The organism is Nannocystis pusilla (genome assembly GCF_026626665.1).
In the GTDB taxonomy this organism is placed as follows: domain Bacteria; phylum Myxococcota_A; class Polyangia; order Nannocystales; family Nannocystaceae; genus Nannocystis; species Nannocystis pusilla.
Map to the genome: position 1 here is coordinate 11,820,687 of NZ_JAPNKE010000002.1, position 24,403 is coordinate 11,845,089.

Sequence of the window (24,403 nt, forward strand, 5' to 3'; positions counted from 1 at the left end):
GACGAGTGGTTCTACGCGGCCGGGATCCGCGGACCGCTCGCTTAGTCGCGGGCCTGGACGGCGGCGCCGACGAGGCGCAGCAGCGTGTCGAGGTCGACCGGCTTTTGGATGCAGTCGAAGGCGCCGGCGTTGCGGCAGCGCTGCTCGGTGTCGTCGGAGGCGTAGCCGGTGACGACGATGACCGGCAGGCGGGGGTCGAGCTGGCGCAGGCCCATGAGCGTGTGCAGGCCGTCGATGCCGGGCATGCGCATGTCGGTGATGGCGACGTCGAAGCTGCCGTGGCGGCACAGCTCGATCGCCCGCTCGCCGCTGTCGGCGACCTGCACCGTGTAGCCCTCGCTCTCGAAGAAGTCTTGCAGGATCTCGAGCATGTCGCGCTCGTCGTCGACCACCAGCACCCGCGGGAGCGCGCAGGCGTCGGCCGCTCCGCCGGCGGCGTCGACGGCGGTCACAGGACCTCCTGGGCCAGGCGCGCCGGCTCGGGCACCAGGGGCAGCTCGGGCGGCTCGGGCGGGACCAGCGGCAGCCACATGCGGACCGTGGTGCCGCGCCCGAGCTCGCTGTCGACGTGGATGGTACCGCCGTGGGCCTGGACGAACTTCTGCGTCATCGGCAGGCCGAGGCCGGTGCCCTTGCCCGGGGCTTTGGTGGTGAAGAACGGTTCGAACACGTGGGGGAGGGCCTGCGGGGCGATGCCGACGCCGCTGTCGCGGATGAGGATCTCCGCGCCGTCGACGTCGTCGTCGCCGGCGGCGGCGCGCGCGTGGACCTCGATGATACCACCTCGGCTGGTGGCGTCGGCGGCGTTGCCGATCACATTCAGGAGCGCGGACTCGAGCGCGGGTCGGTGGACCACGAGGGCGGGCAGCTTCTCCGCCGCGAAGTCGGCGACGAGACGGATGCCGCGCTCCGCGGTCTCGGGTCGGGCGAGCTCCAGCAGCCACGTGAGCACCTGGCCGAGCTCGCAGCGCTCGGCCACCTGAGGCCGGCGGCGGCTGTAGGCCAGGAGCGCCTCGACCAGGCCGGCGCACCGCTGCGAGTGGCGGTCGATCCGCTCGAGCGTGCGGCGGACGAACGGGTCGCGCGAGCCCCGGCGCAGCAGCATCTGCGCGCTCATGCGGATGATCGCGACCGGGTTGTTGAGCTCGTGCGAGAGGCCCGCCACGAGGGTGCCGACGGCGGCCATCTTGCTCGACTGGACCAGCTGGTCCTGGGTGTCCTTGAGGATGCGGAGGGTCTGCTCGAGCTCCTGCTTCTGGGCCACGACCTCGCGGTGGACGCGGTGCAGGCGGAGGGCCGCGCCGACGCGGGCGCGCAGCTCGGCGGGGGCGAACGGCTTGGGCAGGTAGTCGTCGGCGCCGACCTCGAGGCCGCGGACGGCCTCCTCGCGGCTGGCCTTGGCGCTGAGGACGACCACGGGGATGTCGCGCAGCTCCGGGGCGCGCTTGAGGCGGGTGACGAGCTCGTAGCCGTCCATCTCCGGCATCATGATGTCGGACACGATGACGTCGGGCCGGCGCTCGCGGATGGCCGCCAGCGCCTCGGCGCCGGTGGCCGTGAGGACGATGTCGTAGTCGGGGTGCAGGACCGAGGCGATATAGGCCCGCATGTCCGCGTTGTCCTCGGCGACGACGACGCGCGGGCGGCCCGGCGCAGGCGACGGGGCGACGACGGGGACGGCGACCGCGGGGCCGACGGGCGGCGGGGGACGCGTGGGTCGCTCCGTCGGCGGGCCCAGTGGGCCAGGCGGTCGGCGTCGATCGGCAGCTCGACGGCGAAGCAGGCGCCGGCCCCGAGCTCGCTGTACAGGTGCACCCCGCCGCCCATGGCCTCGGCGAACTCGCGGACGATGGCGAGGCCGAGGCCGGTGCCCTCGTGCTTGCGGCTGATCGAGCTGTCGAGCTGCTGGAAGCGCTGGAACACCCGCTCGTGCTCCTCCGGCGCGATCCAGGGCCGGTGTCGCGGACGGACAGGCGCATGCGATAGTCGCCGTGGCGCGCGAGCGAGACGGTGACGGTGCCGCCGGCGGGGGTGAACTTGAGGGCGTTGCCGAGGAGGTTGAGGACGATCTTCTCGAACATGCGCCGGTCGAGCGGGACGGTCCGCACGTCGCCGGCGAGCTCGTGACGCAGGCTGATGCCGGCGCTGTGGGCGGCGGGCTCGGCGTCGAGGACGATGCCCTCGACGAGGTCGTGGACGTCGACCGGCTCCCACACGACCTTCATCTTGCCGGCCTCGAGCTTTTGATAGTCGAGGATGTCGTCGACCAGGCGGCCGAGGCGGGAGGCGTTGCGCCACGTGCGGGCGAGCGTGGCGCGGGCGCTGTCGCTGAGCGGCTCGGCCGGGTCGGCGAGCAGCGCCTCCAGCGGGCCGAGGATCAGGGTGAGCGGGGTCCGCAGCTCGTGGCTCATCACCGTGAGGAACTCGCTCTTGGCCCGCAGCGCGGCGTCGGCGGCCTCCTTGGCGCGCTGGACCTCGAGCTCGATGCGCTTGCGCTCGGTGATGTCGACGTAGATCCCGAGCAGCCCGGTGACCTCGCCGGTGTCGTCGCGGATCGGGACCTTGCTGGTGAGGATGAAGGTCTGGCGGCCGTCGGGGCGGCGCAGCGGCTCCTCGATGTCGAGGATCGGCACGCCGCTCGACATCACCCGCTCGTCCATCATGCGGAAGAAGTCGGCCTCCTCGCGCGAGGCCCAGATGTCGTGGTCGGTCTTGCCGAGCAGCTGATCCTCGCTGTCGAGGCCGGTGTGCTCGAGGAACTTCTGGTTGCAGCCGAGGAACCGCCGCTGGCGGTCCTTCCAGAAGATCGCCTGCGGGACGTTGGCGAGCAGGTACTTGAGGACAGCCTGCTGCGAGGCCAGCTTCTCCATCGCCCGCTGGCGCTCGGTGACGTCGAGGGCCACGCCGAGCACGCCGGTGACCTCGCCGCGGTCGCCGCGGACCGGCGAGTAGTGGACGTCGAACACGCGCCCGCGCAGCTCGCCCACGATCGTGACCGGCTGGCCGGCCAGCGCCTTGCGGACGCTGTCGAGGACCCACGGGACGTCGCGGTAGGCGTCGAAGCACGAGCGGCCGACGTTGGTGCCCGGGGCGCGGCCCAGGAGGCTGAGGCCGTGGCCCTCGCTGAGGGTGATGATCGCGTCGGCGTCGACGGCGAACAGCACGACCGGGACGTGGTCGAGGATCGTGCGCACCACGTCGAAGTCCTTGAGGGCCGCGGGGGTCGGCACGACCTGGCCGCGCACGAACACCCACGCGTCGGCGGCGCGCGGGACGATCCGGACCGCCACCGCGAAGCCGCGGCGGGTGGTCGCGCGCAGGCTGAGCTCGCGGCTGCCGGCGCACGCCTCCTGCAGCAGACCCTCGGGCACGCCCACGAACAGCGACCCCAGGCCGCGCCCGATCAGCGCGGTCCGCTCCGTCCCGAGCACGTGCTCGGCCGCTGGGTTGGCGGCCCGAACCTCGCCCTCGTGGGAGACGACCAACTAGGCCGTCGTCGAGCAGCTCGGCCAACTCTGTCCCCGGGATCACGGCGACGACAAGGATACGTGAGCGCCGCCGGCTCCCCGCGCCGGTTGCGAAAACGCCGTAGCCCCCCGTCATAAGCTCCGCGGGGCTCCGCACCGGGCGCCGCGGGTTCGGCGCACCCCGCCCCCGCGCCTGGCGACGGTCGACACGGATGTGCCCGCCCGTACACGGAGCCGGCGCTCGCGCCAGTGAGGATGGCTCTTCGGGCATGTGCTTTAGAGCATGTGCCGAGAGTCATGTCCCGGGGAGGCGCGCGCGGCCTGCGGCGTGGCGCCTGCGGCGACTTCGGTTATGCTCGCCCGCGCCATGGGAGATGTCCTCGGAGGGCTCTTGGAGCGGTCCTGGCTCGGGATCACGGGCCTGCAGTGGATGGCCGCGTCGGTGATCTTGCTGGCGATGACGCCGACGCTGATGTTCGTGCGGCGGATCCTGTGCAGGCGGGTACGCAAGCACGCGGTGAAGACGGACTCGGACGTCGACGACGCGATCGCCGACTTGATCGAGCGCACGCGCGGGTGGTTCTTCGCGCTGCTCGGGCTGCGGCTGGCGACGCTGATGCTCGAGCTGCCGGAGCGGTGGGACCACCGGGTCCACACGGCGCTGATCGTCGGCGGGATGATCCAGGGCGGGATCTGGGCCAGCACGGTGGTGCGCTACCTGGTCGACCACCGGTTCGCGCGGCACGTGCACGCCCAGGGCGCGTCGCCGCAGGTCACGCCGATCGCCCAGGCGCTGCTGCGCCTGGCCGGCCTCGTCATCGTGTGGTCGATCGTGCTGCTGGTGGCGCTGTCGGCGTTCGGCATCGACATCACGGCGCTGGTCGCCGGCCTCGGCGTCGGCGGCGTGGCGATCGCGCTGGCGGTCCAGAAGGTCCTCGGCGACATCCTCGCGTCGGTCTCGATCATCATGGACAAGCCGTTCCAGCCGGGCGACTTCATCTCCGTCCGGTCAAATGTCGGGTACGGTGCGGCGGATCGGCATGCGCAGCACGGTGCTCGCCAGCCTCGGCGGCGAGGCTGGTGCTGTCGAACAACGACCTGTTGTCGAGCCGGATCCAGAACTACACCCGCATGCAGGACCGACGGGTGGTGATGCGCGTCGGCGTGGTCTACTCGACGCCGCAGGACCTGCTCGAGCGGCTGCCGGACCTGCTGCGAGCGGCCGTGGAGCGGCGCGAGAAGGTCCGCTTCGAGCGCGGGACGCTGGTCAACCTCGGCGACTCGGCGATCGAGTACGAACTCGTGTATTGGGTGCTGAGCCCGGATTGCGGCTTCTACGCCGAGACTCACCAGCAGCTGCTCTTCGACTTGATCCGCGAGATGCGCGAGCGCGGCTATGACTTTGCGTTCCCGAGCCGCACGCTCTACGTCGTGCCGCCCGAGGAGGGTGTGCCGCCGGAGAGGGGCATGCCGCCGGGCCCCGCCGGTCCTCCGGCGGCCGCGGGCTGACCCGCGCGACGAGGCCGGCGCTGCCGGCGCGCGCGCGGGCTGCAGATCTCGGCGGCGAGGCAATTCCCGTCGCGTCCGGGTGCAGACAGTCTGCGTCGCGCGCAGCTCGTCTGTCGCCGCGGTCAGGCAGCGCGGGCGCGGGCCTGTCGGCGCCCGGCGACGACGCGGGCGCGGGTCGGCGGCGGCGTGGGGCGATCGCGATCGAGTCGCGCGACCGCGGCGGCGACGCGCTCGGCGACGACTTATCGTGACAGTAACCTGTCGTTTCAGACAGCGCGACCGCCTCGCTTGCGGCCGCATTCGGCCGCGCGGGCCGGTCCTGACGCCTGGCGGCGCCGGTAAGATCGATGCATGGATGCAGCTCTTCGCCGGCGCCTCGGCCTGGTCACTGTCGCATTGTCGATCGTCGCGTGTCAGGACGCGCTGCAGGATTACCAGGCGCGCCGACGGGAGCGCCGGTCGACGAGGCGGACGAGGGCGGCGACGCGGACGACCCACGCCACGGCGGGTGCGCCGGGCCGACCGGCCGGGTCGACGGCGGCCTGGATCTGTTCGACAAGCTCGTCGGCGGGGCGCACGGCGGCTGCGATCTGGAGGCGCCGTCGTCGAGCCCGAGCCGCCCGGGCCGCCGACCGAGCCGCCGCCCACGCCGCCCGGGCCGTCGCTGCCGCTGTTCGTCGAGGGCTCGACGACCTTCGTGGTCCTGCCGGACACGCAGTACTACTCGCTGCGGTTCCCCGGGGTGTTCTCGAGCCAGACGAAGTGGATCGCCCGCAACGCGATCGACCGCAACATCGCCTACGTGTTCCACCTCGGCGACCTCGTGCATTACAACAAGGAGTCGGAGTGGAAGCGGGCCAGCGCGGCGATGGCGGAGCTCGACGGGATCGTGCCGTACGGGCTCGTGACCGGCAACCACGACTACGGCCCGGCGGGGGACGCCTCGACCCGCGAGTCGCTGTTCAACCAATGGTTCTCGTTCGACGACACCGAGCTGATGCCGAGCTTCGGCGGCGCGTACGAGGCGGGCAAGCTCGACAACAGCTTCCACCTGTTCGACGCCGGCGGGCACTCGTGGGTCGCGCTGCTGCTCGAGTGGGGCCCGCGCGACGAGGTCGTGGAGTGGGCCAACGACGTGATGGGGCTGTACGCCGATCGCCTGGGGATCCTCGTCACCCACGCGTACCTCAACCACAACGACCGGCGCTACGACCACAACGACGACATCTACCCGCAGGCCTACAACCCGCACTGGTACGGCACGCCGGGCGGGGTCAACGACGGCGAGGAGCTGTGGCAGAGCTGGTCCGGCAGCACGCTTCGTCCTCACCCTGAGCGGCCACGTGCTCGGCGACGGCACCGGCTATCTGGCCAGCGTCGACGACCACGGCCGCGTGGTCCACCAGATGCTCTCCAACTATCAGCACCGCGAGCTCGGCGGCGAGGGCTACCTGCGGCTGCTCGAGCTCGAGCCCGACGGGCGGACGATGCACGTGCGGACGTACTCGCCGTGGTACGACCAGTACCTCACCGCGGCCGATCAGGACTTCACGATCGAGCTCGACGTCGGCTGAGGCGCGGCCGCGAAACGGCGCGGGGCACCGCCGATCCGCCGCGCGGACGACGATGCCCGGGGCGCGGGGCCGGGCTCAGTTCTTGCCGAAGTCCTGCGTCCAGTAATGCTTGTAGGTGGCGCCCGCGGCCTGTAGTAGCCGACGCCGAGGTGCTTGTAATTGCCGTTCATGATGTTGTTGCAGTGGCCGGTGCTGGTCATCCAGCCGTTGACGACCTGGGCGGCGGTCGAATAGCCGGCGGCGATGTTCTCGCCGGCGGCCTTCCGCACGCGGCGGCGGTGATCCGCTGGGAGAAGGTCGAGCCGTTCGAGCCGGTGTGGCTGAAGAAGTTGTTGACGCCCATGTCCTTGGAGTGGTTGCGGGCGGCGCAGCGAGCTGGGCCTGGGCGGTGAGCGCCGGCACGGGCGACTTGCTGACGCCGCCATGGACGGCCCCGGCGGCGCGCTTCTGATTGACGAGGGTGAGCACCTGGTCCTCGAACGTGGCCCAGGCCGGATCCCAGCCGGCGTCGCTGCAGGCGAACGAGGGGTCGACCGCGTCGGTCAGCTCCTCGATGCCGAGATCCTCCATTTGGGTCGAATCGAGACCGATGCCCACGACGCCCTCGCCGATGGGGTTCGCGGTTTCGTCGTCGACGTCGCACGCGACGGGGGCGAGGAGGGCGAGGAGGGCGAGAATGCGCGGAGTGTTTTGCATGCTTGCATCTATATCATCACCGCCGCGATCGTCGGCGCGCATGCGCGGGCGGCGCGAGCGCGAGCGCCCCGGCGATCGCGCGGGCCGCAGAACGATGGTATGGGCGAGGATTTCAGAGATTATGGTCCAGGGGACATATGTCTATTGGTCGCGTGCGGTGAGGTGAGGCCGAGAGCAACGCGTGAGGACCGGGCGGCCCAGCCCCGATGTCGCACCCCGAAAGACTCGCTCTCACCTGCGATTTGTAATGCGCGTGTCGGCCGTGTCCTTCCATTCAGATCGCATCATGGCGTGTCGGTGATCCTCCTGCTCGCCGGGATCGGCGCGATGTGCTGGTGGCCCTCCGCGCGGCCGCCGGGGCCGCTCCCCGAGGTCACGCCGGAGACCGATCCGCTGATCGGCGCGATGACGACGCCGTCGCGGCGGGCCATCGTGAAATACTTCTGGGTCGTGTCGGCGCCGATCCTCGGGCAGATCCTCCCCGGCGTGATCGCGGCGCACTACGGCGTCGAGGCCGCGGCTTTTTCCGTGAAACCTGGCTAAAGCCGCGCCTGCGCGTGGCTGAGCCAGCTCGCGCGGAAGCGCTCATGTGCTCTTGCTGGTGTGCCGATCGCCACCTCCACCGATCTTCGGATTCGCATTGTCGAGGCCCGTGCTCAGGAAGGTTGACCACGAGCAGCTCGCCGAACGCTTCGGCGTGGGGCGAGCCACCGTCGATCGAATGCTACGACGAGCGCGGGAGGCCAGCTCCGTGGAGCGGCAGGCGCACGGCGGAGGGCCGTGCGAAGGACGACCTGGCAGGAGCAGGACCTGATCGTCGAGCTTCGTGTCGACGACGAGCGACGACGTCATCGGCATCTCCGGCCGCTGCGGGGTCGGCTGACCGCGCACGTCGCGAGAGCGCCGACAGCCAACCTGACCTTTCGGTAATGCTCGGCGATTGCGCGGCGCTGCACCCGCCTCCGAAGCGGAGAAGCTTGGGCTCTGTGAATCATAATCGTTTCACGGGTGAACATGGCAGGAATCATCATGGTAGACGACGTCGCTTCGTGACGATAGACGTTGGGCCGTCGAGTTCACGGTGTCATGGTTCCGGCATCGCTCCATTCATCCCGAAGGAAGTAGAACTCATGAATCGACATGTCCTCGTCATCACCTCTTCTTCTTCGTCGCCGCCTGCGACCCGAAGGAGGTCGCCAAGAGCAGCGGCGAGGCCAGTTCCACGAAAGAGGCGGAGCCCTCGTCGACAAGGGCGACAGCCCGGCCGCGGCCGCGGCCGCCCCGTCCGCCCGGTTCAACAGCCTCTCCGAGTGCTTGAGCTCGTGTGAGCAGGCCGACGTCATCGCCACCAACCGCCACACGTGCCGACTCAACTGCGACGCCGCATGCGGCACTCCGCCGCCGCCGGCGACCGCGCGGCGACGGGGGGCGACGCCATCGGTCAAGTCGCCAGTTGCCTCGGTCGCTGCTACACAGGCTCCACCGGCGGAGATGCATGTGTCGCCGGATGCAGGAATCTGGCCGCCAGTGCCACGCCGCAGCCCTCCGCCCAGGTGCTCGATCAGCTGCAGGCCTGCGTGAGCACGTGTCCCCTCGACAACGAGCGGCCGACCAATCGAGGGAGACGTGCGAGCTCAACTGTGCGCAGGCGGCCCGGGTCGCCGGCACTCCTCCCGGCGGCCCGTTGAAGACGCCCTCGCCGCATCGCCGCGACGATGCAGAGCCGTTCACGCGCGCCTCCCCGGTGCGGGCGCTCCCGGCGTCGCAGAGAGAGTTCGACTGCGTCCTGCATGTCCTCGATGAGACACGGACCGGCGGCCCGCTGAGGCATCGTGAATCGGAGGGCGACCGCGGCCGGCTCGCCGACGACGACGGTCATGCGCTCGCGCCCGGAGGGGAACGCGACTGCGCGGTCGGTCGTCCGAGGGGCCGGCGCGATGTCGTCGGTGCGGGCCGAGGTCGCAAGCGGTCGATCGGGATCGGCCTGACATTCGGGCCCTCTCACCGACAGACCGGGTGCTCTTTCGCGCCGGTCGCGCTCCGTCCGCGCCCTCAAAAAAAACGTCGGAGTCGCGATCACGGCGGGCCTTCGCCGGACTACCCGAGCCGAACGCCGAGTCGACCTCGGCGCCGACGAAGCCATGAACCACAGCGAGAACCATCGAGACCAACGATTCCTCCGACCCGAAGGCGAGCGTGATGACGCTCCGCGCCGCCGACCATGGCCCTCGCGGGGGCGCAAGGTGCTCTTCATCGCCGCCTCGGCGCTCGGCCTCGCAGCGATGCCCGGCGTCGCCGAGCAGTTCTTGACCGCGCTCGGTTCGGCGGTCGTCAGCACCGCCCACGCCGGCCCCTCGAACGAGTGCAACCCGACGGTCGTCCCCGGCTACGAGAAGACGGTCATCGAGTACCTGGTGAAGCACGAGGTCAAGCTGCCCGAGGGCGTCGATTCGTTCACTCTCTCTTCGAGCTCTCGACCGAATACGACTACGCGACGATCCTGCGCGACCGCAAGATCGCCATCCTCGTCTCCAGCGAGGGTCAGGTGCTCCCGGCGCCCCAGGGTTACTACGTCTTCCCGGACGGGATCATCGCCGAGATCCTCGAGGGCGGCCAGATCGGCGCGCTGTGGGGCGAGGAGTTCTCCGACGGCGGAGGCGGCTTCTGGTCGATGTGCTAGCCGGAGCCTGGCGTTTGGGTGGAGTGCTGGCGCGCCCCTGGAGTAGAGCGATGCACGCGCCGCGCCGAACCCCGTCCACGCACCATCTCCACGTGGTGATCAAGCTGTCCAAGCTCTGCAACCTCCGTTGCGAGTACTGCTTCGAGTACGACCAGCTCGGAGATCCCGCGCGAATGGGGCCGGCGCAGCCCGTCAGCTCTTCATCAACATCCGCGACTATGCGCGGACGCTGGCGCCGCAGCCGCGGATCGTCCACCTCGTGCTCCACGGGGCGAGCCGCTGCTCTTGCCGCCGGCGCTGATCCGCGAGTTCCTCGCCCTGCGCGACGAGATCTTCGCGGGCGAGCCGCTGCGGACTCGGGTGGAGCTCCAGACCAATCTGGTCCGCCTTCCGGACGCGAGCCTGACGATGCTCCGCGAGACCGGTGTCGGCGTCGGCGTCTCCCACGACGTCGTCGGCGGCGCCCGGATCGACATCAGCGGCCGCGAGCGTCACGAGGCGGTGCTCGAAACCTCGACCGGCTGCGCGCGGCGGGAGTGCGCTTCGGCGGAATCAGTGTGCTCCACCGTCGCAACCTCAATCGGGTCGATTCGATCTTCGACTTCTGGTACGCGCAGGGCGTCGACTTCCGCCTGCTGCCCATCCTCGACTTCGACGCGGGCACGGGCCGTCGCCATGGCCTCGGCCTTCACCAGGAAGAGGTCCGCGCGGCGATGCGTCGGCTCGCCGAGCGAGTGATCGCGTCGCCGCGAAAGATCGCCGTGGAGCCGATCGATCAGTACGTGCAGACGGCCCTCCGCTACCTCCGCGGCGCACCGGGGCTCGCCTACGACCCGGGGCACGGCGAATGGGCGCTGGTGGTCGATACCGACGGCGAGACCTATACCTACGGCGACAGCTACACGCCCGCCGGACGGATCGGCAATTTCTTCGCGCCCGACGCGGTCGCCAGCTTCGCCACGCCGGCCTACGCCCGGACCATCGCGGCCCGCCGCGAGCGGATGGGCGCCTGCGAGCTGTCCCTGGCCAGGCATGCAGCCGCCTCCACCTCGGCGAGGCGGCTCCCAGCGAGCGGGTCGAAGCTCCCGCCGGCGCGCCGCACCGCTTCGCCTGCCCGGTGGCGCGGCCGCTGATCGAGCACGTGGTGGCGCGGATCGGTAGCAGTCCCCTCGGGCGCGTGCTCGTCGCGCAGGCTCAATCGCAAGGTGGTCCGCCCCCGCGCGAGGCGCACCAGGCCGCGAGCTCGGCCATGTAAGGCGCGCCCGCGGGGCCCTGGCGACACCGGGCGATCAAGGTGCGCGCGCGCTCGAGGTCCCGGGACGGCCACGCTGACTGAGCGCGCGGGCGAGGCTCAGGTGGGCGTCGCCCAGGACCTCGGCTCGGCCGCCGCGCTCGAGCCGGACGAGGGCGCGGTCGATGCGATCGATCGCCTCGTCGCTGCGGCCGCGCGCGAGCTCGAGGAGGCCGAGACTCACCTCGCTGCGGGCGAGCTCGACGTGGTCGTCGCCGAAGCGGGTGGACCGGATCGCCCGGGCGCGCTCGATCAGCGGCGCCGCGCTCGGGGCGACCGACGTCGAGGAGGAGGCGGCCGAGATCGTCGTAGAGCGCGGCAGTCTTCGGGTGGTCGTCGCCGAAGGTCGCGCGACGGAGCGCCAGCGCCTCTTCGCAGGTGTCTTCGGCCTCGGCGAAGCGACCCTGGTCGTGGAGCGCGCGGGCGAGGTTGCCGACCACCAGGGAGAGCGTCGCCGCGCCCGGCTCTCCGAGGCCGCGGCTGCGCGCGATGACCTCGCGGAACACGCCCTCGGCCCGCGGGGCGTCGCCGAGGCTGCGGTGACTGCCGCCGATGTTGGCGAGGCAGGCGAGGACCCTGGGATCATCGCGCCCGAGGAGCGGCTCCAGGATCGCAAGGGCGCGCTCGTACTCGGCGAGCGCGGCCGCGTGGTCGCCGAGCTCGATGTAGGCGTTTCCGAGGTTGAGCGCGGTCTGGGCGAGCTGCGGGTGCTCGCGCCCGAGGCTCTCGGCCTGGAGCGCGGCGGCGCGACGGAACTGGACGACGGCCTGCTCGCCGCGACCGTCGACGAGGTCGAGGGCGCCGAGGACCAGGGCGGTCCTGGCCAGATCGGGGTGGGACTCGCCGAGGAGCTCGCGCTGCAGGGCCTCGGCCCGTTCGGCGAGCTCGCGGGCCTGCTCGTACTCGCCGGCGCCGAAGGTCTGGATCGCCAACATCTGCAGGCCCTCGCCCAGCTTGAGGTGGCCGCGAACGCCGGCCTCCTCGAACGCCTCGATCGCCGCCTCGGTCGCGCGTCGCCCGGCCTCGAAGCGGCTGCTGTCGTACTCGACGCGGGCTTGGACCAGCTCGAGGTTGCCCCGCGCCTGGGGCCCGGGGTCGGAGACGGCGAGGGCCAGGCGGGCGACCCGGAGGACGTCGCGGGCGACCTCGGCGTGAGCCCGCAGGCCGGCCTCGACCTCGGCCTGCATCACCGCCGCCTCGGCGACGAGGTCGACGAGGCGCGCGCGGCCCGCGACTTCGACCACCCGATCGAGGCGCTCGTGCGCCCGCTCGAGCTGCGCCCGCAGCAGCGCGAGCTCGGCCTCGAGCAGGCCGAGGACGGCCTCGCTCTCGGGGTGGTCGTCGCCCATGTCGGCGCGCGCCTCGGCGAGCGCCGCGTCGGCGGCGTCGAGACGACGGGCCTGGAGCCGTGCGCGCGCTCGGCTCGCGTGACGGGAAGAGCCGCCGCCGCGCCTCGGGAGCGAGCGGGTCGGTCGCCCGGACGCTCTGCGCCCGCTCACAATCGCGGAGCGGGGCCAGGCGGGTGGCCAGCGACACCGCTCGCTCGACCGTCAGCGGCAGGTCCTCCGCGGGGCCGTCGAGCAGCTCGTCGCGGGTGACCGCCACGGCCTCGAGGCGCTCGTCGAGGCAAGCGCTGCGCTCGCGCGCGAGCTCTTCGGCGCCGCCGTGGCCGAGGAGGCAGACCCGCCGCTCGGCGGCGATCCACTCGTCGCCGTAGCGATCGATCAGGGCCGCGGCCCGGTCGGCGCTCGCCGCAGCATAGACGAGGCCCGTCTCGGCGAAGCGAGCCTGGAGCCGGGCGGCGTCGGCCTCGTCCCAGGCGGTGCGGAACCTGTCCTCACGGGCAGGGCACGGGTCGGCGGCGGGCGGCCGGGCGCCGAGGAGCCCGGCGATGACGAGCGCGAAGATCGCGGCCGCGGCGAGCCAGAGGAGCGGCGCGCGGCTCTGCCGACGCGGCGGTCGCAGGCACTCGAGCAGCGCGTCCATGGACTCGAAGCGCTGCGCCGGATCGAAGGCGAGGCCGCGCCGCAGGACCCCGTTGACCCGCGGGGGGATCGCGCCGCTGCGCCCCTCGGTCGGCAGGCGGAGCGAGGCCTCGCCGCGCAGGCGCTCTTCGAGGCTGAAAGGCGGATGCCCGTGGAGCGCCTCGAAGAGCGTGGCGCAGAACGCCCACTGATCGACGCGGCCGTCGATCGCCCCGGGACGGAGCTGCTCGGGGGCCATGTAGCGCGGCGTGCCGGCGATCTGGGTGGTCAGCACGCCCTCGCGGGCCTCGGGAGCGCGGAGGTCCGTGCGCTCGTGCCCGTCGAGCAAGGGCCCGAGGCGGCGGGCGAGGCCAAAGTCCATGACTCGCACCGGCTCGCCCGCAGGGACGACGACGTTCTCCGGCCTGAAGTCGCGGTGTACCAGGCCCGCGCGGTGAGCCGCCGCGAGCCCGGCGCCCGCCTCGAGCAGCACGGCGACGACCGCTTCGACGCTGCGCGGCTCGGCCTCGAGCCAGCCTCGCAGCGTCGGCGGCGCGACGTACTCCATGGCGATGTAGACCCGGCCGTCGACCTCGCCGACGTCGAAGACGGAGACGACGTTGGGATGGGAGAGGCGGGCCATCGCCCGGGCCTCGGCGCCGAGCTCGTCGAGGCGCGACCGCGACGTGGGCATGGCGCTCGTACCCGCGTCGGAGCGCAGCAACTTGAGCGCGACCTTGCGGTCGAAGCTGCGGATCGTGAGCCTCGTAGACCACGCCCATCCCGCCGCTCCCGAGCCGGCGCAGGACGACGAAGCGGCCGAGACGGATCGGCTCGGCCGGACGACCGAAGAGTCGGGCGCGGGCCTGGCTCCGGGCCATCTGGACCTCGATCGCGCCGGGGTCGAGGCGCACGCCCCGCAAACGAAGACTTTCTGTCACGGAGGGCTCCGGTTGCGTTTCTCCTGCCTGCCGTCGATTATCCGCACCTTGCCTCACGCTTCCAAGACGACGGCGCGCTCGGATCTCGAGCTCCTCGACGCCTGGAGAGGAGGCGATGCGCTCGCCGGCGAGCTCTCTTCGAACGTCACTTCGAGTCGGTCTACCGCTTCTTCTGCAACAAGGTCCCGCGCGACGCCGACGACCTCGTGCAGGAGACCTTCCTCGAGTGCGTCGGCGCCAAGGAGCGGTTCCGCCAGGACGCCTCCTTCCGCACGTTCCTCTTCGCCATCGCCCGCAAGGTCCTGCTCAAGTACCGCGAGCGCTGGGCGCGCGCGACGAGGGCGAGGAGTTCCACGCCTCTCGGGTCGCCGCCCTCGATCTCTCGGTGACCCAGATCGTCGTCGAGAGCGAGGAGCAGGCGCTACTCCTCCGCGCGCTGCGGCGACTCCGCTCGACCTCCAGACCGCGCTCGAGCTGTTCTACTGGGAGGGACTGCTCAGCCGTGAGATCGCCGAGGTCCTGGAGCTGCCCCAGGGGACCGTCCGCAGCCGCCTCCGTCGCGGTCGCGAGCTGTTGCGGGAGATCATCGACGATCTCGCGGCCAAGCCGGAATGCGGGCGTCGACTCTCGGCGACTTCGACCAGTGGTTGGCTTCGATCCAGGGGCGATCGGCCGCCGACCTCGAGGAGCTCGCGGAGGACGAGGGGCAGCTCCACCCCGCCGGACGCCGACGATCCCTGAGGATGCGAGCGCCGCACTCACCGTGCCGGTGGGCAGCGTGCCCGGGTCGTTGCACATCGGCGAGACGGGCGCTCCCCCGGCGCTCCTGCCAGCGCCGCGATGCCGGCAATGACAGCTCGGCGAGCTCCGCGGTGAGGGCCGGCGATGCGGGCCGCGAACCGGGCTCGAGTCACGGCGGGTGAGTGCCCGGCGGCGGGACCCCGAGGTGGGCAGGGAGGAGGTTGGCTCGCGGGAATGGACATTCGGTGATGCCCGAGGAGCTTCGCGACGTGTCGGATTTGGGCCGTCGCTTCACGGACGGATCAGGGCAGGGCGACGAGCAGGGGGACGGCGCTGTTGGTGGCGTTGCCGGCGTCGCCCTTGCCGCTGGCCGAACGAGTTGAGGCCGAAGGCCCAGACGCCGCCGTTGTCGTCGAGGATCACGGAGTGGGCCAGGCCGGCGGAGATCGCCCGCACGGGGGGCAGGCCGGGGACGAGGGTCGGCGCGGGGGCGGTCGGCGTTGTCGCCGAGGCCGAGCTGGCCGCTGAAGTTCTGGCCCCAGGCCCTAGCGCAGCGTCGTTGGCGAGGCCGAGCGAGAGGTTGCCGGAGGCGGCGACGGTCAGGACGTCGGCGAACTCGGGGACGGCGACGGGCAGCATTTCGTTGTCGGCGTTCATGCCGTCGCCGAGCTGGCCGGAGACGTTGAGGCCGCAGGCGGCCAGGCTGCCCAGCGGAGCGACGGCGAGGTGTGGGCCTTGCCGGCGGCGACTGCGACGGCGTCGATCATCGAGATGGCCTTCGGGACAGGTGAGTCGACGGTCATGCCGTCGCCGAGCTGGCCGTCGGTGTTGCCCCACGCCCACACTGCGCCGGTGCCGTCGACGGCGAGCGAGTAGGTGCCGCCGGCGGCGATGGCGACGATGTCCTCGAGGCCAGGTACGACCGCGGGCAGCGAGTCGCCGTCGCGGCCGAGCTGGCCGGCGTTGTTCAGGCCGAACGACCACCTGGCCGTCCTCGGTGAGCGCGAGGCTGTGACGCTGGCCGGCGGCGACGAGCACGACCTCGGGCAGATCGAGGAGCGCCGGGGTCGAGACGTCGGCGCCGGGCGCCTGGCCGAGCTGGCCCTCGTCGTTGCGGCCCCAGACCATAACGGCGCCGGCCTCGGTGACCGCAAGCGAATGATTGAGGTTGGCCGACAGCGAGACCGCGTCGTCGAGGCCGAGCGCGGCGGTCGGGACGAGGCGGTCGACGAGGTCGCCGACGCCGAGCGGCCCTCGTTGTTGCGGCCGAAGCCCCAGGCGCCATTGTTGGTCAGTGCGAGCGAGTGGGCGCCGCCAGCGACGGGGACGCCGAGGTGGACGTGACGCACGCTGCTGCCGCTGTTGTCGGCGGCGTCGCGAGCGACGAGCTCGAGGGTGTTCCAGCCGCGCCGCAGGCGGAGGTCGGCGCTGAACTCGAGGACAGGTCCAGGGACGATCGTGAGCGCCACGGGGGCCTCGCCGTTGACGACGAGGTCGACCGCGACGACGTCGGTGTCGTCGCTGGCCTGGCCGGTGACGACGAGCCGCCGGCTGGCGAGGTGGACGTTGTCGAAGGGTCGGGCGAGGGCGACGACCGGCGGGGTGTCGTCGACGGCGCCGGTGGTGGTGGTGTCGAGGGTGGTTGTGGTGTCGGCGGTGGTGCTGGTAGTGGTGCTGGTGGTGTCGAGAGTGGTGGTGGTGGTGTCGAGGGTGGTGGTGCCGGTGGTGACGTCGATGGTGGTGGAGGTGATCGGCTCGGTGGTGCCGGTCTCCGAGTCGGTGGAGCCGGTGGTGGTCGAGGTGGTGGTGGGAATCGCGGTGGTCGGCGCCGCGGTCGGGTCGTCGGTGGTGGTTCCTGTGCCGGTGGTGGTGTCGGCGGTGTCGCTCGCGCTGGTGGTCCCGTCGTCGCCGCAGGCGGCGTGCGAGAGGACGGCAGAGAGGAGGATGGAGGTCGAACGACGAGCGATCGTGAGAGTGCCTCGAGAGGTGCGCGGTTTCGCGTCGCGCGTGTTGATAATAGCTTTCAAAAAGTGGGGTCAACGGGCCCCGCGGGCGTCGGGAGAGGCGGAATATGTGAGGTAGGATCAACTTTGGCTTTCAATTTCGAGATTCGCACGGGTGGCGGCTCACCGGGTGAAGCCCCGGTGCGATGACCGAGAGCATGTCCACGACAGCGCGGCCAATCGACATGTGCCAGACATCCTGCGACGGCCTGTCGCCGTCCCGAATGCGCTGTTCACTGCACAATGCATCTACGACGCCTGGGCGCCCGCTGCTCGCACAGCCGGCCCCACGTCAGCGACGACAACCCCGACTCGGAAACCCGCTTCAAGACCCGAACAGTTCTCCGCAAGACGCCCGCGTCGAGCTCGAGATCCGCCGACGCTCGTCCCCCGAACGAGCGAACGAATTATCGCTTCAAAGACCCCCGGGAGCCTTATCATCGGGCATGGCCGTGAGCTCTTCCCCCGCGCTCGAGCGCTGCCTCCGATCGATCTCCACCCAGGGCGCGACGCGGGTCTTCCTCGTCTCCTTCACGCCGATCGCGGCGGTCGGCTGCCTGCTCCTCGGAGCGGTCGCCGGCTGGAAGCTGGGGGTCGCGCTGGCGATCTTCGTGATGCCGATGGTCCTCTTGATGGCGCTCGGCGTGCAGCTCACGCACGTGCGGCCGATGGTCCACCGCATGCGAGCGGCCGCTTCGCGCACCGACGAGATCGTGTGGATCTACGACCACACCACGCACGGCAGTCGTCGCGGGACCCACGACCATGTGACCCTCGGGCTGGAGGACGGGACCCGCGTCGAGCTCCAGACGACGCACCTGAACGACGAGGACCGGCAGGCGCTGCTGGACGAGCTGCAGGCCCGCTCGCCGCACGCGACCTTCGGCTTCAGCCCGACGCACGCGCAGGCGTTCCGCAGCGACCCACTGATCGCTGCGCCGCGCACTGCAGGCGAAACCGGCGGCCCGCGACATCATCGCCAAGCTCGTCGCCAGCGCCCGCCGCCGCGCACTTCGGCCCGCATCACCGTGGCGACGACTGCGACTACGCGCAGATCGAGCACTGCATGGCGCAGTGCGAGCTCAAGCTCGAGCCTGGATCTCTGCGGCCCGGCATCGACGCGAGCGAGCCGCTGGGCCTGCTGGTCGAACGGCAGCGAGCGCGTGGTGTACGTGTTCGATCCCGAGACCCGGCTGCGGACGCTGGCGATCGACGGCCCGCAAGCAGAGTACGTGCGCAACGACCTGCTCAACCTCGCGTACATCCCGGTGCTCGAGGCGAAGATCCCGGTCTTGCTCGAGTCGAGCGATCGGACCGAGGTGCTGCGCGCGCTGGGTGCGATCGCGTTTCTCTACCCGAACGGGCCCGGGAAGCTCTATCGCGGTGCGCTCGATCGCCTGCGCGCGCACCCGGACGGGCGCATCCGCGGCGCCGTGCCGCAGCCTTCGTCCTCGAGCGACGCATGAGTCGGGCCGTGACAGGCGCGGCGTGGTAGGATGCGCGCGAGAATGAAGTTCGCGTACGCGGTCATGGGTGGTTCGCTGGGTTTCATCGCCGCCGCCGCCGTGATCTGTTACGCGCACCCGCAGTACGGCTGCGTGGTCGCAGTTGCGGCGGCAACGCAGCGATCGCCGGGCTCACCGAGGGCGGACCCTTGGGTGGCATCATCGGTGCGCTCGTCGGCCTCGCCCTGGCAATGCCGAGGTTTCGCGAGCAGCATCCGCCGCGCGGCGGTTCGGACAGCGTGAGCGCGTGAGCGACCTGGGCGGCGTCCCCCATGTCCGGGCGGTGATTGCAGACATTGCCCGCATGGTTTCGCGGCGGGGTGATTCGTCGTCCGGGTGATTCCGCACGCGGCGGCGACGGGGCCCGCGAAACGAGGTCTGTGGCACCCTGTCGGCGATGCTGCCCCGGTGCCGTGGTCTGATGATCGGTTTGTCGTTGTCATGGATGGCCTGCGGACGCGCCGCCACGAGCGCGCCCGAGCCCGCGAGCGCGACGCCGCCGGCCGCGGCGCCGGCGCCGACGGAGGGGCCGCTGGCGGCGGTGTACGCGGCGATGGACCGCAGCGCGGCGCCTTGCCAGGACTTCTACCGCTACGCCTGCGGGGGCTGGCTGGCGCGCAACGAGATCCCGCCGGACAAGTCGTCGACGTCGCGCGTGTCGGGCATCGACGACGTCAATCACGCGGTGCTGCGGACGCTGCTCGAGGAGGCGGGCAACGGCGCGGTGAGGACCCGCGGCGCGACCGGATCGGCGACTTCTACGCGGCGTGCATGGACGAGGCGGCGATCGAGGCCGCCGGGACGACGCCGCTGCAGCCGGCGCTGGCGGAGATCGCCCGGGTGCGCGACGCCCAGAGCGCGTTCGAGACCGCGGCGCGGCTGCAGCCGTACGGGGTCGAGGCGTTCTACTCGACGGCGATGGAGCCGGATTACAAGCAGCCGCGCGTGAACCTGTTGATGCTCACGCAGGGCGGTCTGAGCCTGCCGAGCCGCGACTATTATCTGGGCGACGAGGCGGCGACGCGCGAGCGGCTGGGCCGCTACACGAAGCACGTGGCGAGGATGCTGACCCTGGTCGGCGACGCCGGCGGAGGCCGAGCGGCGGGCCATCGAGGTGGTGGCGCTCGAGACTGTGCTGGCGCAGGCGTCGCTGCCGCTCGAGCAATTGCGCGACACCGAGGCGACCTACCACAAGCATTCGCTGGCGAAATGCGCGCGCTGACGCCGGCGATCGACTGGTCGCGGGTGTTCGCGGCGGCCGGCAACGCGGCGGTGAAGCAGGTGAACGTGGCGACGCCGGAGTTCTTCCGCAACACAGGGGTGGTGCTGGCGAAGAGCCGCAAGGAGGTGCTGCGCGCGTACCTGCGGTGGAAGCTGGTGAGCGGGGCGGCGCCGCACCTGTCGCGCGCGGTCGAGGCGCAGGACTTCGCGTGGGCGACCGAGCTCACCGGGCAGCAGGAGCTGCCGCCGCGCTGGCGCCGGTGCGTCGACCGGACCGTGGAAGCGCTGCCGGAGGCGGTCGGGCCGGACTTCGTGGCGCGGGCGTTCCCGGGGCCAGCAAGGCGACGGCGAACGCGATGATCGTGGCGATCGAGCAGGCGTTCGAGCGCGGGCTCGTGACGCTGCCGTGGATGGACGCCGGGACGCAGGCGCGGGCGCAGGCGAAGGCGCGGGGGCTGAGCAACATGGTCGGCTACCCCGACCGTTGGCGCGACTATTCGCAGGTGAAGGTCGAGCGCGCCGATTACTTCGGCGCGGTGGTGGCGGCCAGCCGGGCCGAGCTCGCGCGCGAGATGCAGAAGGCGGACCGGCCGGTCGACCGCCAGGAGTGGCTGATGCCGGTGAGCGTGCTCAATGCGTACACCAACCCGCTGACGCTCGAGATGGCGTTCCCGGCGGCGATCTTGCAGCCGCCGCTGTTTTCGATCGAGCTGCCGATGGCGGTCAACTTCGGCGCGATCGGGTCGATCATGGGGCACGAGCTGACGCACCACTTCGACGACGAGGGCAGCACGTTCGACGAGACGGGGGCGCTGGCCGCCTGGTGGACGCCGGCGGCGCGGGCGGGCTTCGACGCGGCGGCGTCGTGCGTGGTGAGCCAGTACGACGCCTACGAGGTGCTGCCCGGGCTGCGCGTACGCGGCAAGCAGACGCTCGGGGAGAACATCGCCGACGCCGGCGGCCTCAATACGCGCACGCGGCCTATGTGCGATGGGTGAAGGAGCACCCGGAGACGCTGCCGCTCGGCCCGCTGACGGGCGAGCAATTGTTGTCGTGGCGTTCGCCCAGAACTATTGCGGCAAGGACACGCCGCAGAGCGAGGAGATGGACGTGCTGAGCGATGTCCACTCGCCCCGCCGGTTCCGCGCGGTCGGCTCGCTGGTCAATCTCCCGGCGTTCTGGCAGGCGTTCCAGTGCGCGGAGGGGACGCCGATGCGGGCGCCGCGGCCGTGCGCGGTGTGGTAGCGGCGGGCGCGCCGCGGGCGCGCTTGCCTGCATACCTCGGGGCATATCGGGCTCGGCAGCGCGAGAACTGCGCAGATGCCGATCCGGGAGGAGCGGAGGTTGCGCGAACCCTCCTGAGAGGGCCCGACGGATCTGGATTCAAAGTGAGTTTGCGTGGGGTTTGTGTCCAGAATCTGGGTCTTCTCTCGTGGACTGTGAAGCGCGGCGCGCGGGCCGCCGGCGCGGGCGGGCCGCTGGCCGGCGCCGCGGCGTGGCTTCCATGTGGGACATGGCGGAAGCGACATGTCTTTGAGAACATATGATGAATCGACGTGAGCGCGGTAGTGCGACGGCGTCGAGACCGCGGCGTTGACCGCCGACGCGGTGGCGACCGATTGTGGAGAGTGGAGGTGTCTGATGAATCTCGGCAGTCGGCAATTCATCCGTCGCGCGGTCCTGGCGGTCCCGATGTGCGTGGGCCTTTTCAGCGCAGGCTGCGGCGACGACGGGGGGCGGGATTCGGCGTCGGTGGGCGCCTCGCTCGGTGCGGTGACCACGGTGTCGCCAGGGACCTCACCCGGGGCGTCGTCGACGTCGTCGACCGGCGAGGGGCCGGAGTCGGCGCCCACGACCTCGGAGGGCACGAGCACGGGCGCCGGCGGGGACACCGGCGAGACCGAGGAGGCGCCGGCGGGCGGCGAGGCGCCGTCGGATTCGGGGCCGAAGTTCGACCTCGGCGATTCGCCGGACCCGGTCGACCCGGGGTCGCAGGCGGACAAGCCGTGCGTCAAGATCGATCTGCTGTTCGTGGTCGACAATTCGAGCAGCATGAAGCAGGAGCAGGTCACTCTGGTGGCCAGCTTCCCCACCTTCGTCAGCGAGATCCAGCAAGAGCTGGCGGACGCGGAGAGTCTGCACATCGGGGTCGTGTCGACCGACGATTACGAGCACAACGACCCGGCCTGCGCCGACACTCTCGGGGCCCTGGTGACGCAGACGACCGGGGCGGAGGGGGCCAGCGACGCGGTGTGCGGGCCGTTCAAGAGCGGGCAGCGCTTCATGACCGAGGCCGACGACCTGCCGACGAGCTTCACCTGCGCGGCCCAGGTCGGGATCGACGGCAGCGGCGACGAGATGCCGATCGACGCGGCGCTGGCGGCCCTGGGCCCCGACCTGGGCGCGCCTGGGGCGTGTAACGAGCATTCGTGCGAGAGGACGCGCTGCTGGTGCTGGTGATCATCACCGACGAGGAAGAGGAGGGCTCGGCCGGCGACCCGCCACAATGGTTCAACGCGCTCACCGCCCTCAAAGGCGGGGTCGAGAGCAACATCGTGGTGCTGTCGCTCATCGGCCCGAAGAACCCGGCCTGCAAGGACGCGGCGGAGATCGGCGAGCGCCTGACCGAATTCACCGAGATGTTCACCTACGGCAGCGTCGGCCAGATCTGCGCCGAGAACTATCAGATGTTCTTCCACGAGGCGATCGCGGGCATCGCCGAGGCCTGCGACGGGTTCATGCCGCCGGGCTGAGCGCGTCGGCGAAAAGATGGGCGGGAGTCCGGATGTCCCTGCGGACAGGTGGCAGCTCGGGCCGCTCGCGGCGTTGCCCGGGTGCTCGGCCTGTGAATGGGGCGAGCGCTGACGCTGGCGCGGGCGACGCGGTCATCCTCCGCGGGGCTGCGTCCGCTCGCTACCATGACCCCGCATCCGCACTACCCCGCGCGACTGCGGCGGCGGCGGCCGCGGGCTCGGGATCGACGAGGTCGTCGCCGGGCGCTCGCCGGCCGACAGGGCGGACTCGGTGGCCCGTCGGCAGCGCGAGGGCCGGCGGGGGCGACGGCCGCGATGAGCCTGGCTCGGGCGTGGGCGACGCCCTGCGGCTGCGGCACGCCCCCGGGGCGGCGGCTGCTGCGCAGGTGGATCCGCTTGGAATCCCCGGGGACGGGTCTGTCACAGCCCGCAGACATGCCCTCGCTCACCAGGTCGATCCTCGCGCGCGCCGCTGCGTGCGCCTCGCTGTCCCTCGTGATCGCAAGCTGTGGCCCGCCGAACGACGGGGTGGCCGACCCGGACTCGGCGCGGCGGGCCTACCTCGGGCTCGATCGCGCGGTCGACCGCGCGCTGGGCCTCGGCTTCGACGGCTTCAACGCCGCCTCGAACGCCAACATCCCCGAGCAGATGGGCGCCGGCGAGCTGTCCGGGACGATGGTGGTCGGCGGCAAGGTCGACCAGGGCGCGTCCGACAACAAGGAGATGGACCTGACGGTCACCCTCACCGACTACTCGGATGGGCCGGTCGAGGACATGTTCGACGTCGCCTACGACGGCGGGCCCGCGCTGCTCGACCTCAGCCTGCGCGACCTGCCGGCCGGGACGGTGACGGGCAGCTTCAGCGGCGAGTTCGCGATGACGGGCGAGTTCGCGGGCATGGTCGCGCTCGACCTCGACATCACCGGCGAGACCGAGGAGGCCCCCGACGGGGCGATCCGCCGCCAAGGCCGGGACGATCCATGTGACTGGTACGGCGACCTCGGATTACGGGGTGTTCGCGATCGACGTCTCGTTGTGAGGAAGCTTTGGAATCGTCGCTCTGGAGCCGGTCCCACGCGCCGATGCGACGAGATGTCATTGCCTACTGTTTGTTCGTAGTTTGTGGGTCGATCGTCGGCTGCACCTCGGGGCCGGCCACGACGACCGAGACCGAGACCGGCACGACCACGACCACCGGGACGCCGTCGACCGTCGGCGAGACGACGACGACGTCCACGACCACGGGCACGGGCGAGCCGACGAGCACGGGCGAGCCGGTCACGAGCACCGGGCCGACGGTCGGGACCACGGAGCCGCCCGAGACGACGACGACGAGCACGACGACGACGACCACCGAGACGACGGGCGGCGGGATGCCGATGCCGGTCGCCTGCGGCGGCAAGATCTATCAGTGCGGCGACGCGCTCGACAACGACGGCGACGGGGCGATCGACGGCGGCGACAAGGAGTGTACGAGCCCGTGCGACGACAGCGAGGGCTCGCTGCAGACCGACCTGCCGGGGCAGAACCTCGACTGCAAGAACGACTGCTACTGGGACTCCGACAGCGGGGTCGGCAACGACAAGTGCGAGTACGATCTGCAGTGCGACCCGCAGAACCCGGGTGAGCTGATCGGCTGCGGGTTCAAGCAGGAGTGCGAGCCGGACGTGTCGGCGCAGTGCCTCGAGGTCTGCTCGAGCTGGTGCCGAACGGCTGCGACTGCTTCGGCTGCTGCCACGTGCAGACGCCGAACGGGACGGTGGACATCTTCCTCGGCTCGGCGCCGGACTGTTCGCTGACGAACCTCGACGCGTGCGGCAAGTGTACCTTCCAGGACTCGTGCAACAACGTCTGCGAGCCGGAGAAGTGCGAGCTGTGCTTCGGCGAGGACAAGCTGCCCGACGGCTGCGAGGAGGCCGGCTGCGACGAGGGCGACGTCCCGTGCATGGTCGACATGGACGGGGTCTCAGATTGTCCGAGGGGCTTCTTCTGCTCGACCGGCTGCTGCCAGGCGATCGTGCCCGGCTGAGGCGGGCGGCGCGCGCGACCCGCGACCTC

General features: G+C 71.3%; 22 protein-coding genes and 6 pseudogenes. 18 read left to right on the forward strand and 10 right to left on the reverse strand.

The window, feature by feature from the left end; all coding sequences use genetic code 11:
- Window positions 1–41: 41 nt before the first annotated feature.
- The 3 genes and pseudogenes from OV079_RS52610 to OV079_RS60345 form a co-directional block, all read right to left on the reverse strand.
- Complete coding sequence (locus OV079_RS52610; RefSeq protein ID WP_267778856.1) at window positions 42–452, reverse strand: response regulator; 411 nt, start codon at window positions 450–452, stop codon at window positions 42–44.
- On the reverse strand, window positions 449–1,783 hold the full coding sequence (locus OV079_RS52615; RefSeq protein WP_338089169.1) for a sensor histidine kinase: 1,335 nt from the start codon (window positions 1,781–1,783) through the stop codon (window positions 449–451). Before OV079_RS52615 ends, OV079_RS52610 begins: the two co-directional genes overlap by 4 nt.
- A 35-nt stretch (window positions 1,784–1,818) precedes the next feature.
- A pseudogene (locus tag OV079_RS60345) lies at window positions 1,819–3,431 on the reverse strand (PAS domain-containing sensor histidine kinase); the annotation flags it as partial.
- Window positions 3,432–3,858: 427 nt separating this feature from the next.
- On the opposite strand from OV079_RS60345, the gene OV079_RS52630 reads away from it, so the two are divergent.
- From OV079_RS52630 to OV079_RS60350, 3 genes and pseudogenes are all read left to right on the forward strand, one after another.
- The gene (locus OV079_RS52630; RefSeq protein WP_267778241.1) at window positions 3,859–4,620 is read left to right on the forward strand and encodes a mechanosensitive ion channel family protein; all 762 of its coding nucleotides are present in this window, start codon (window positions 3,859–3,861) and stop codon (window positions 4,618–4,620) included.
- Window positions 4,599–4,976 carry a mechanosensitive ion channel gene (locus tag OV079_RS52635; protein ID WP_267778242.1) on the forward strand — a complete coding sequence of 126 codons (378 nt, stop codon included), beginning with the start codon at window positions 4,599–4,601 and terminating at the stop codon, window positions 4,974–4,976. The genes OV079_RS52630 and OV079_RS52635 overlap by 22 nt, the downstream gene beginning before the upstream one ends.
- Before the next feature lie 355 nt (window positions 4,977–5,331).
- Window positions 5,332–6,186, forward strand: a pseudogene (locus tag OV079_RS60350) (metallophosphoesterase); the annotation flags it as partial.
- A gap of 330 nt (window positions 6,187–6,516) precedes the next feature.
- On the opposite strand, the gene OV079_RS60355 reads toward OV079_RS60350, so the two are convergent.
- Window positions 6,517–6,975 (reverse strand): CAP domain-containing protein, encoded by a 459-nt coding sequence (locus tag OV079_RS60355; RefSeq protein ID WP_267778857.1) that lies wholly within the window; start codon window positions 6,973–6,975, stop codon window positions 6,517–6,519.
- Here OV079_RS60355 and OV079_RS52650 point away from each other — a divergent pair.
- Together OV079_RS52650 and OV079_RS52655 are read left to right on the forward strand one after the other, a co-directional pair.
- A complete protein-coding gene (locus tag OV079_RS52650; RefSeq protein WP_267778243.1) occupies window positions 6,974–7,789 on the forward strand; it encodes a hypothetical protein in 816 nt (271 codons plus the stop codon). The two genes, OV079_RS60355 and OV079_RS52650, sit on opposite strands and share 2 nt — an antisense overlap.
- Before the next feature lie 1,819 nt (window positions 7,790–9,608).
- A complete protein-coding gene (locus tag OV079_RS52655; RefSeq protein ID WP_267778244.1) occupies window positions 9,609–9,926 on the forward strand; it encodes a hypothetical protein in 318 nt (105 codons plus the stop codon).
- A gap of 216 nt (window positions 9,927–10,142) precedes the next feature.
- Here OV079_RS52655 and OV079_RS52660 read toward each other — a convergent pair whose 3' ends face one another.
- Window positions 10,143–10,421, reverse strand: coding sequence for a hypothetical protein (locus tag OV079_RS52660; RefSeq protein WP_267778245.1), 279 nt, complete (start codon window positions 10,419–10,421; stop codon window positions 10,143–10,145).
- 62 nt (window positions 10,422–10,483) lie between these two features.
- On the opposite strand from OV079_RS52660, the gene OV079_RS52665 reads away from it, so the two are divergent.
- Window positions 10,484–11,059, forward strand: coding sequence for a radical SAM protein (locus tag OV079_RS52665; RefSeq protein WP_267778246.1), 576 nt, complete (start codon window positions 10,484–10,486; stop codon window positions 11,057–11,059).
- A 61-nt stretch (window positions 11,060–11,120) separates the two neighbouring features.
- Here OV079_RS52665 and OV079_RS52670 read toward each other — a convergent pair whose 3' ends face one another.
- Both OV079_RS52670 and OV079_RS60360 read right to left on the reverse strand, forming a co-directional pair.
- The gene (locus tag OV079_RS52670) at window positions 11,121–12,566 is read right to left on the reverse strand and encodes a tetratricopeptide repeat protein (protein ID WP_267778248.1); all 1,446 of its coding nucleotides are present in this window, start codon (window positions 12,564–12,566) and stop codon (window positions 11,121–11,123) included.
- A 658-nt stretch (window positions 12,567–13,224) separates the two neighbouring features.
- Window positions 13,225–13,968 (reverse strand): annotated as a pseudogene (locus OV079_RS60360) (serine/threonine-protein kinase); the annotation flags it as partial.
- Between the two features lie 255 nt (window positions 13,969–14,223).
- Here OV079_RS60360 and OV079_RS60365 point away from each other — a divergent pair.
- Both OV079_RS60365 and OV079_RS60370 read left to right on the forward strand, forming a co-directional pair.
- Window positions 14,224–14,511: an RNA polymerase sigma factor gene (locus OV079_RS60365; protein ID WP_420829612.1), complete on the forward strand. Its 288-nt coding sequence runs from the start codon at window positions 14,224–14,226 to the stop codon at window positions 14,509–14,511.
- Between the two features lie 118 nt (window positions 14,512–14,629).
- Window positions 14,630–14,863, forward strand: coding sequence for a hypothetical protein (locus OV079_RS60370; RefSeq protein ID WP_420829613.1), 234 nt, complete (start codon window positions 14,630–14,632; stop codon window positions 14,861–14,863).
- Between the two features lie 291 nt (window positions 14,864–15,154).
- Here OV079_RS60370 and OV079_RS52680 read toward each other — a convergent pair whose 3' ends face one another.
- The 3 genes and pseudogenes from OV079_RS52680 to OV079_RS60380 all read right to left on the reverse strand — a co-directional run.
- A complete protein-coding gene (locus tag OV079_RS52680; RefSeq protein WP_267778252.1) occupies window positions 15,155–15,520 on the reverse strand; it encodes an RCC1 domain-containing protein in 366 nt (121 codons plus the stop codon).
- Entirely contained in the window at window positions 15,517–16,017 is a 501-nt protein-coding gene (locus OV079_RS60375) for an RCC1 domain-containing protein (RefSeq protein WP_420829614.1), read from the reverse strand. The genes OV079_RS52680 and OV079_RS60375 overlap by 4 nt, the downstream gene beginning before the upstream one ends.
- Window positions 15,923–16,951, reverse strand: a pseudogene (locus OV079_RS60380) (hypothetical protein); the annotation flags it as partial. The gene OV079_RS60375 and the pseudogene OV079_RS60380, both read right to left, overlap by 95 nt.
- A 367-nt stretch (window positions 16,952–17,318) precedes the next feature.
- On the opposite strand from OV079_RS60380, the gene OV079_RS52690 reads away from it, so the two are divergent.
- From OV079_RS52690 to OV079_RS52730, 10 genes and pseudogenes are all read left to right on the forward strand, one after another.
- Complete coding sequence (locus OV079_RS52690) at window positions 17,319–18,332, forward strand: hypothetical protein (RefSeq protein ID WP_267778255.1); 1,014 nt, start codon at window positions 17,319–17,321, stop codon at window positions 18,330–18,332.
- A 592-nt stretch (window positions 18,333–18,924) separates the two neighbouring features.
- Window positions 18,925–19,080, forward strand: a pseudogene (locus OV079_RS60385) (hypothetical protein); the annotation flags it as partial.
- A gap of 62 nt (window positions 19,081–19,142) precedes the next feature.
- Window positions 19,143–20,011 (forward strand): annotated as a pseudogene (locus OV079_RS52695) (M13 family metallopeptidase); the annotation flags it as partial.
- A 195-nt stretch (window positions 20,012–20,206) separates the two neighbouring features.
- Window positions 20,207–20,590: a M13-type metalloendopeptidase gene (locus OV079_RS52700; RefSeq protein WP_267778858.1), complete on the forward strand. Its 384-nt coding sequence runs from the start codon at window positions 20,207–20,209 to the stop codon at window positions 20,588–20,590.
- Window positions 20,591–20,645: 55 nt separating this feature from the next.
- Window positions 20,646–20,837 (forward strand): M13-type metalloendopeptidase, encoded by a 192-nt coding sequence (locus tag OV079_RS52705; protein WP_267778257.1) that lies wholly within the window; start codon window positions 20,646–20,648, stop codon window positions 20,835–20,837.
- A 537-nt stretch (window positions 20,838–21,374) separates the two neighbouring features.
- Complete coding sequence (locus OV079_RS52710) at window positions 21,375–22,052, forward strand: vWA domain-containing protein (RefSeq protein WP_267778258.1); 678 nt, start codon at window positions 21,375–21,377, stop codon at window positions 22,050–22,052.
- Window positions 22,022–22,345 (forward strand): hypothetical protein, encoded by a 324-nt coding sequence (locus OV079_RS52715; protein WP_267778259.1) that lies wholly within the window; start codon window positions 22,022–22,024, stop codon window positions 22,343–22,345. Before OV079_RS52710 ends, OV079_RS52715 begins: the two co-directional genes overlap by 31 nt.
- Before the next feature lie 435 nt (window positions 22,346–22,780).
- Window positions 22,781–23,464, forward strand: coding sequence for a hypothetical protein (locus OV079_RS52720; RefSeq protein WP_267778261.1), 684 nt, complete (start codon window positions 22,781–22,783; stop codon window positions 23,462–23,464).
- On the forward strand, window positions 23,455–24,144 hold the full coding sequence (locus OV079_RS52725) for a hypothetical protein (protein ID WP_267778262.1): 690 nt from the start codon (window positions 23,455–23,457) through the stop codon (window positions 24,142–24,144). Before OV079_RS52720 ends, OV079_RS52725 begins: the two co-directional genes overlap by 10 nt.
- Window positions 24,105–24,374 carry a hypothetical protein gene (locus tag OV079_RS52730; protein ID WP_267778263.1) on the forward strand — a complete coding sequence of 90 codons (270 nt, stop codon included), beginning with the start codon at window positions 24,105–24,107 and terminating at the stop codon, window positions 24,372–24,374. Before OV079_RS52725 ends, OV079_RS52730 begins: the two co-directional genes overlap by 40 nt.
- Window positions 24,375–24,403 lie beyond the last annotated feature (29 nt).

Excerpts from the sequence above, each read along its gene's own strand:
- OV079_RS52670 (WP_267778248.1), bottom strand. The coding sequence starts at position 12,566 with ATGGGCGACGACCACCCCGAGAGCGAGGCCGTCCTCGGCCTGCTCGAG.
- OV079_RS52635 (WP_267778242.1), top strand. The coding sequence starts at position 4,599 with ATGCAGGACCGACGGGTGGTGATGCGCGTCGGCGTGGTCTACTCGACG.
- OV079_RS52680 (WP_267778252.1), bottom strand. The coding sequence starts at position 15,520 with ATGAACGCCGACAACGAAATGCTGCCCGTCGCCGTCCCCGAGTTCGCC.
- OV079_RS60355 (WP_267778857.1), bottom strand. The coding sequence starts at position 6,975 with ATGGCGGCGTCAGCAAGTCGCCCGTGCCGGCGCTCACCGCCCAGGCCC.
- OV079_RS52720 (WP_267778261.1), top strand. The coding sequence starts at position 22,781 with ATGCCCTCGCTCACCAGGTCGATCCTCGCGCGCGCCGCTGCGTGCGCC.
- OV079_RS52700 (WP_267778858.1), top strand. The coding sequence starts at position 20,207 with ATGCCGGTGAGCGTGCTCAATGCGTACACCAACCCGCTGACGCTCGAG.
- OV079_RS52650 (WP_267778243.1), top strand. The coding sequence starts at position 6,974 with ATGGACGGCCCCGGCGGCGCGCTTCTGATTGACGAGGGTGAGCACCTG.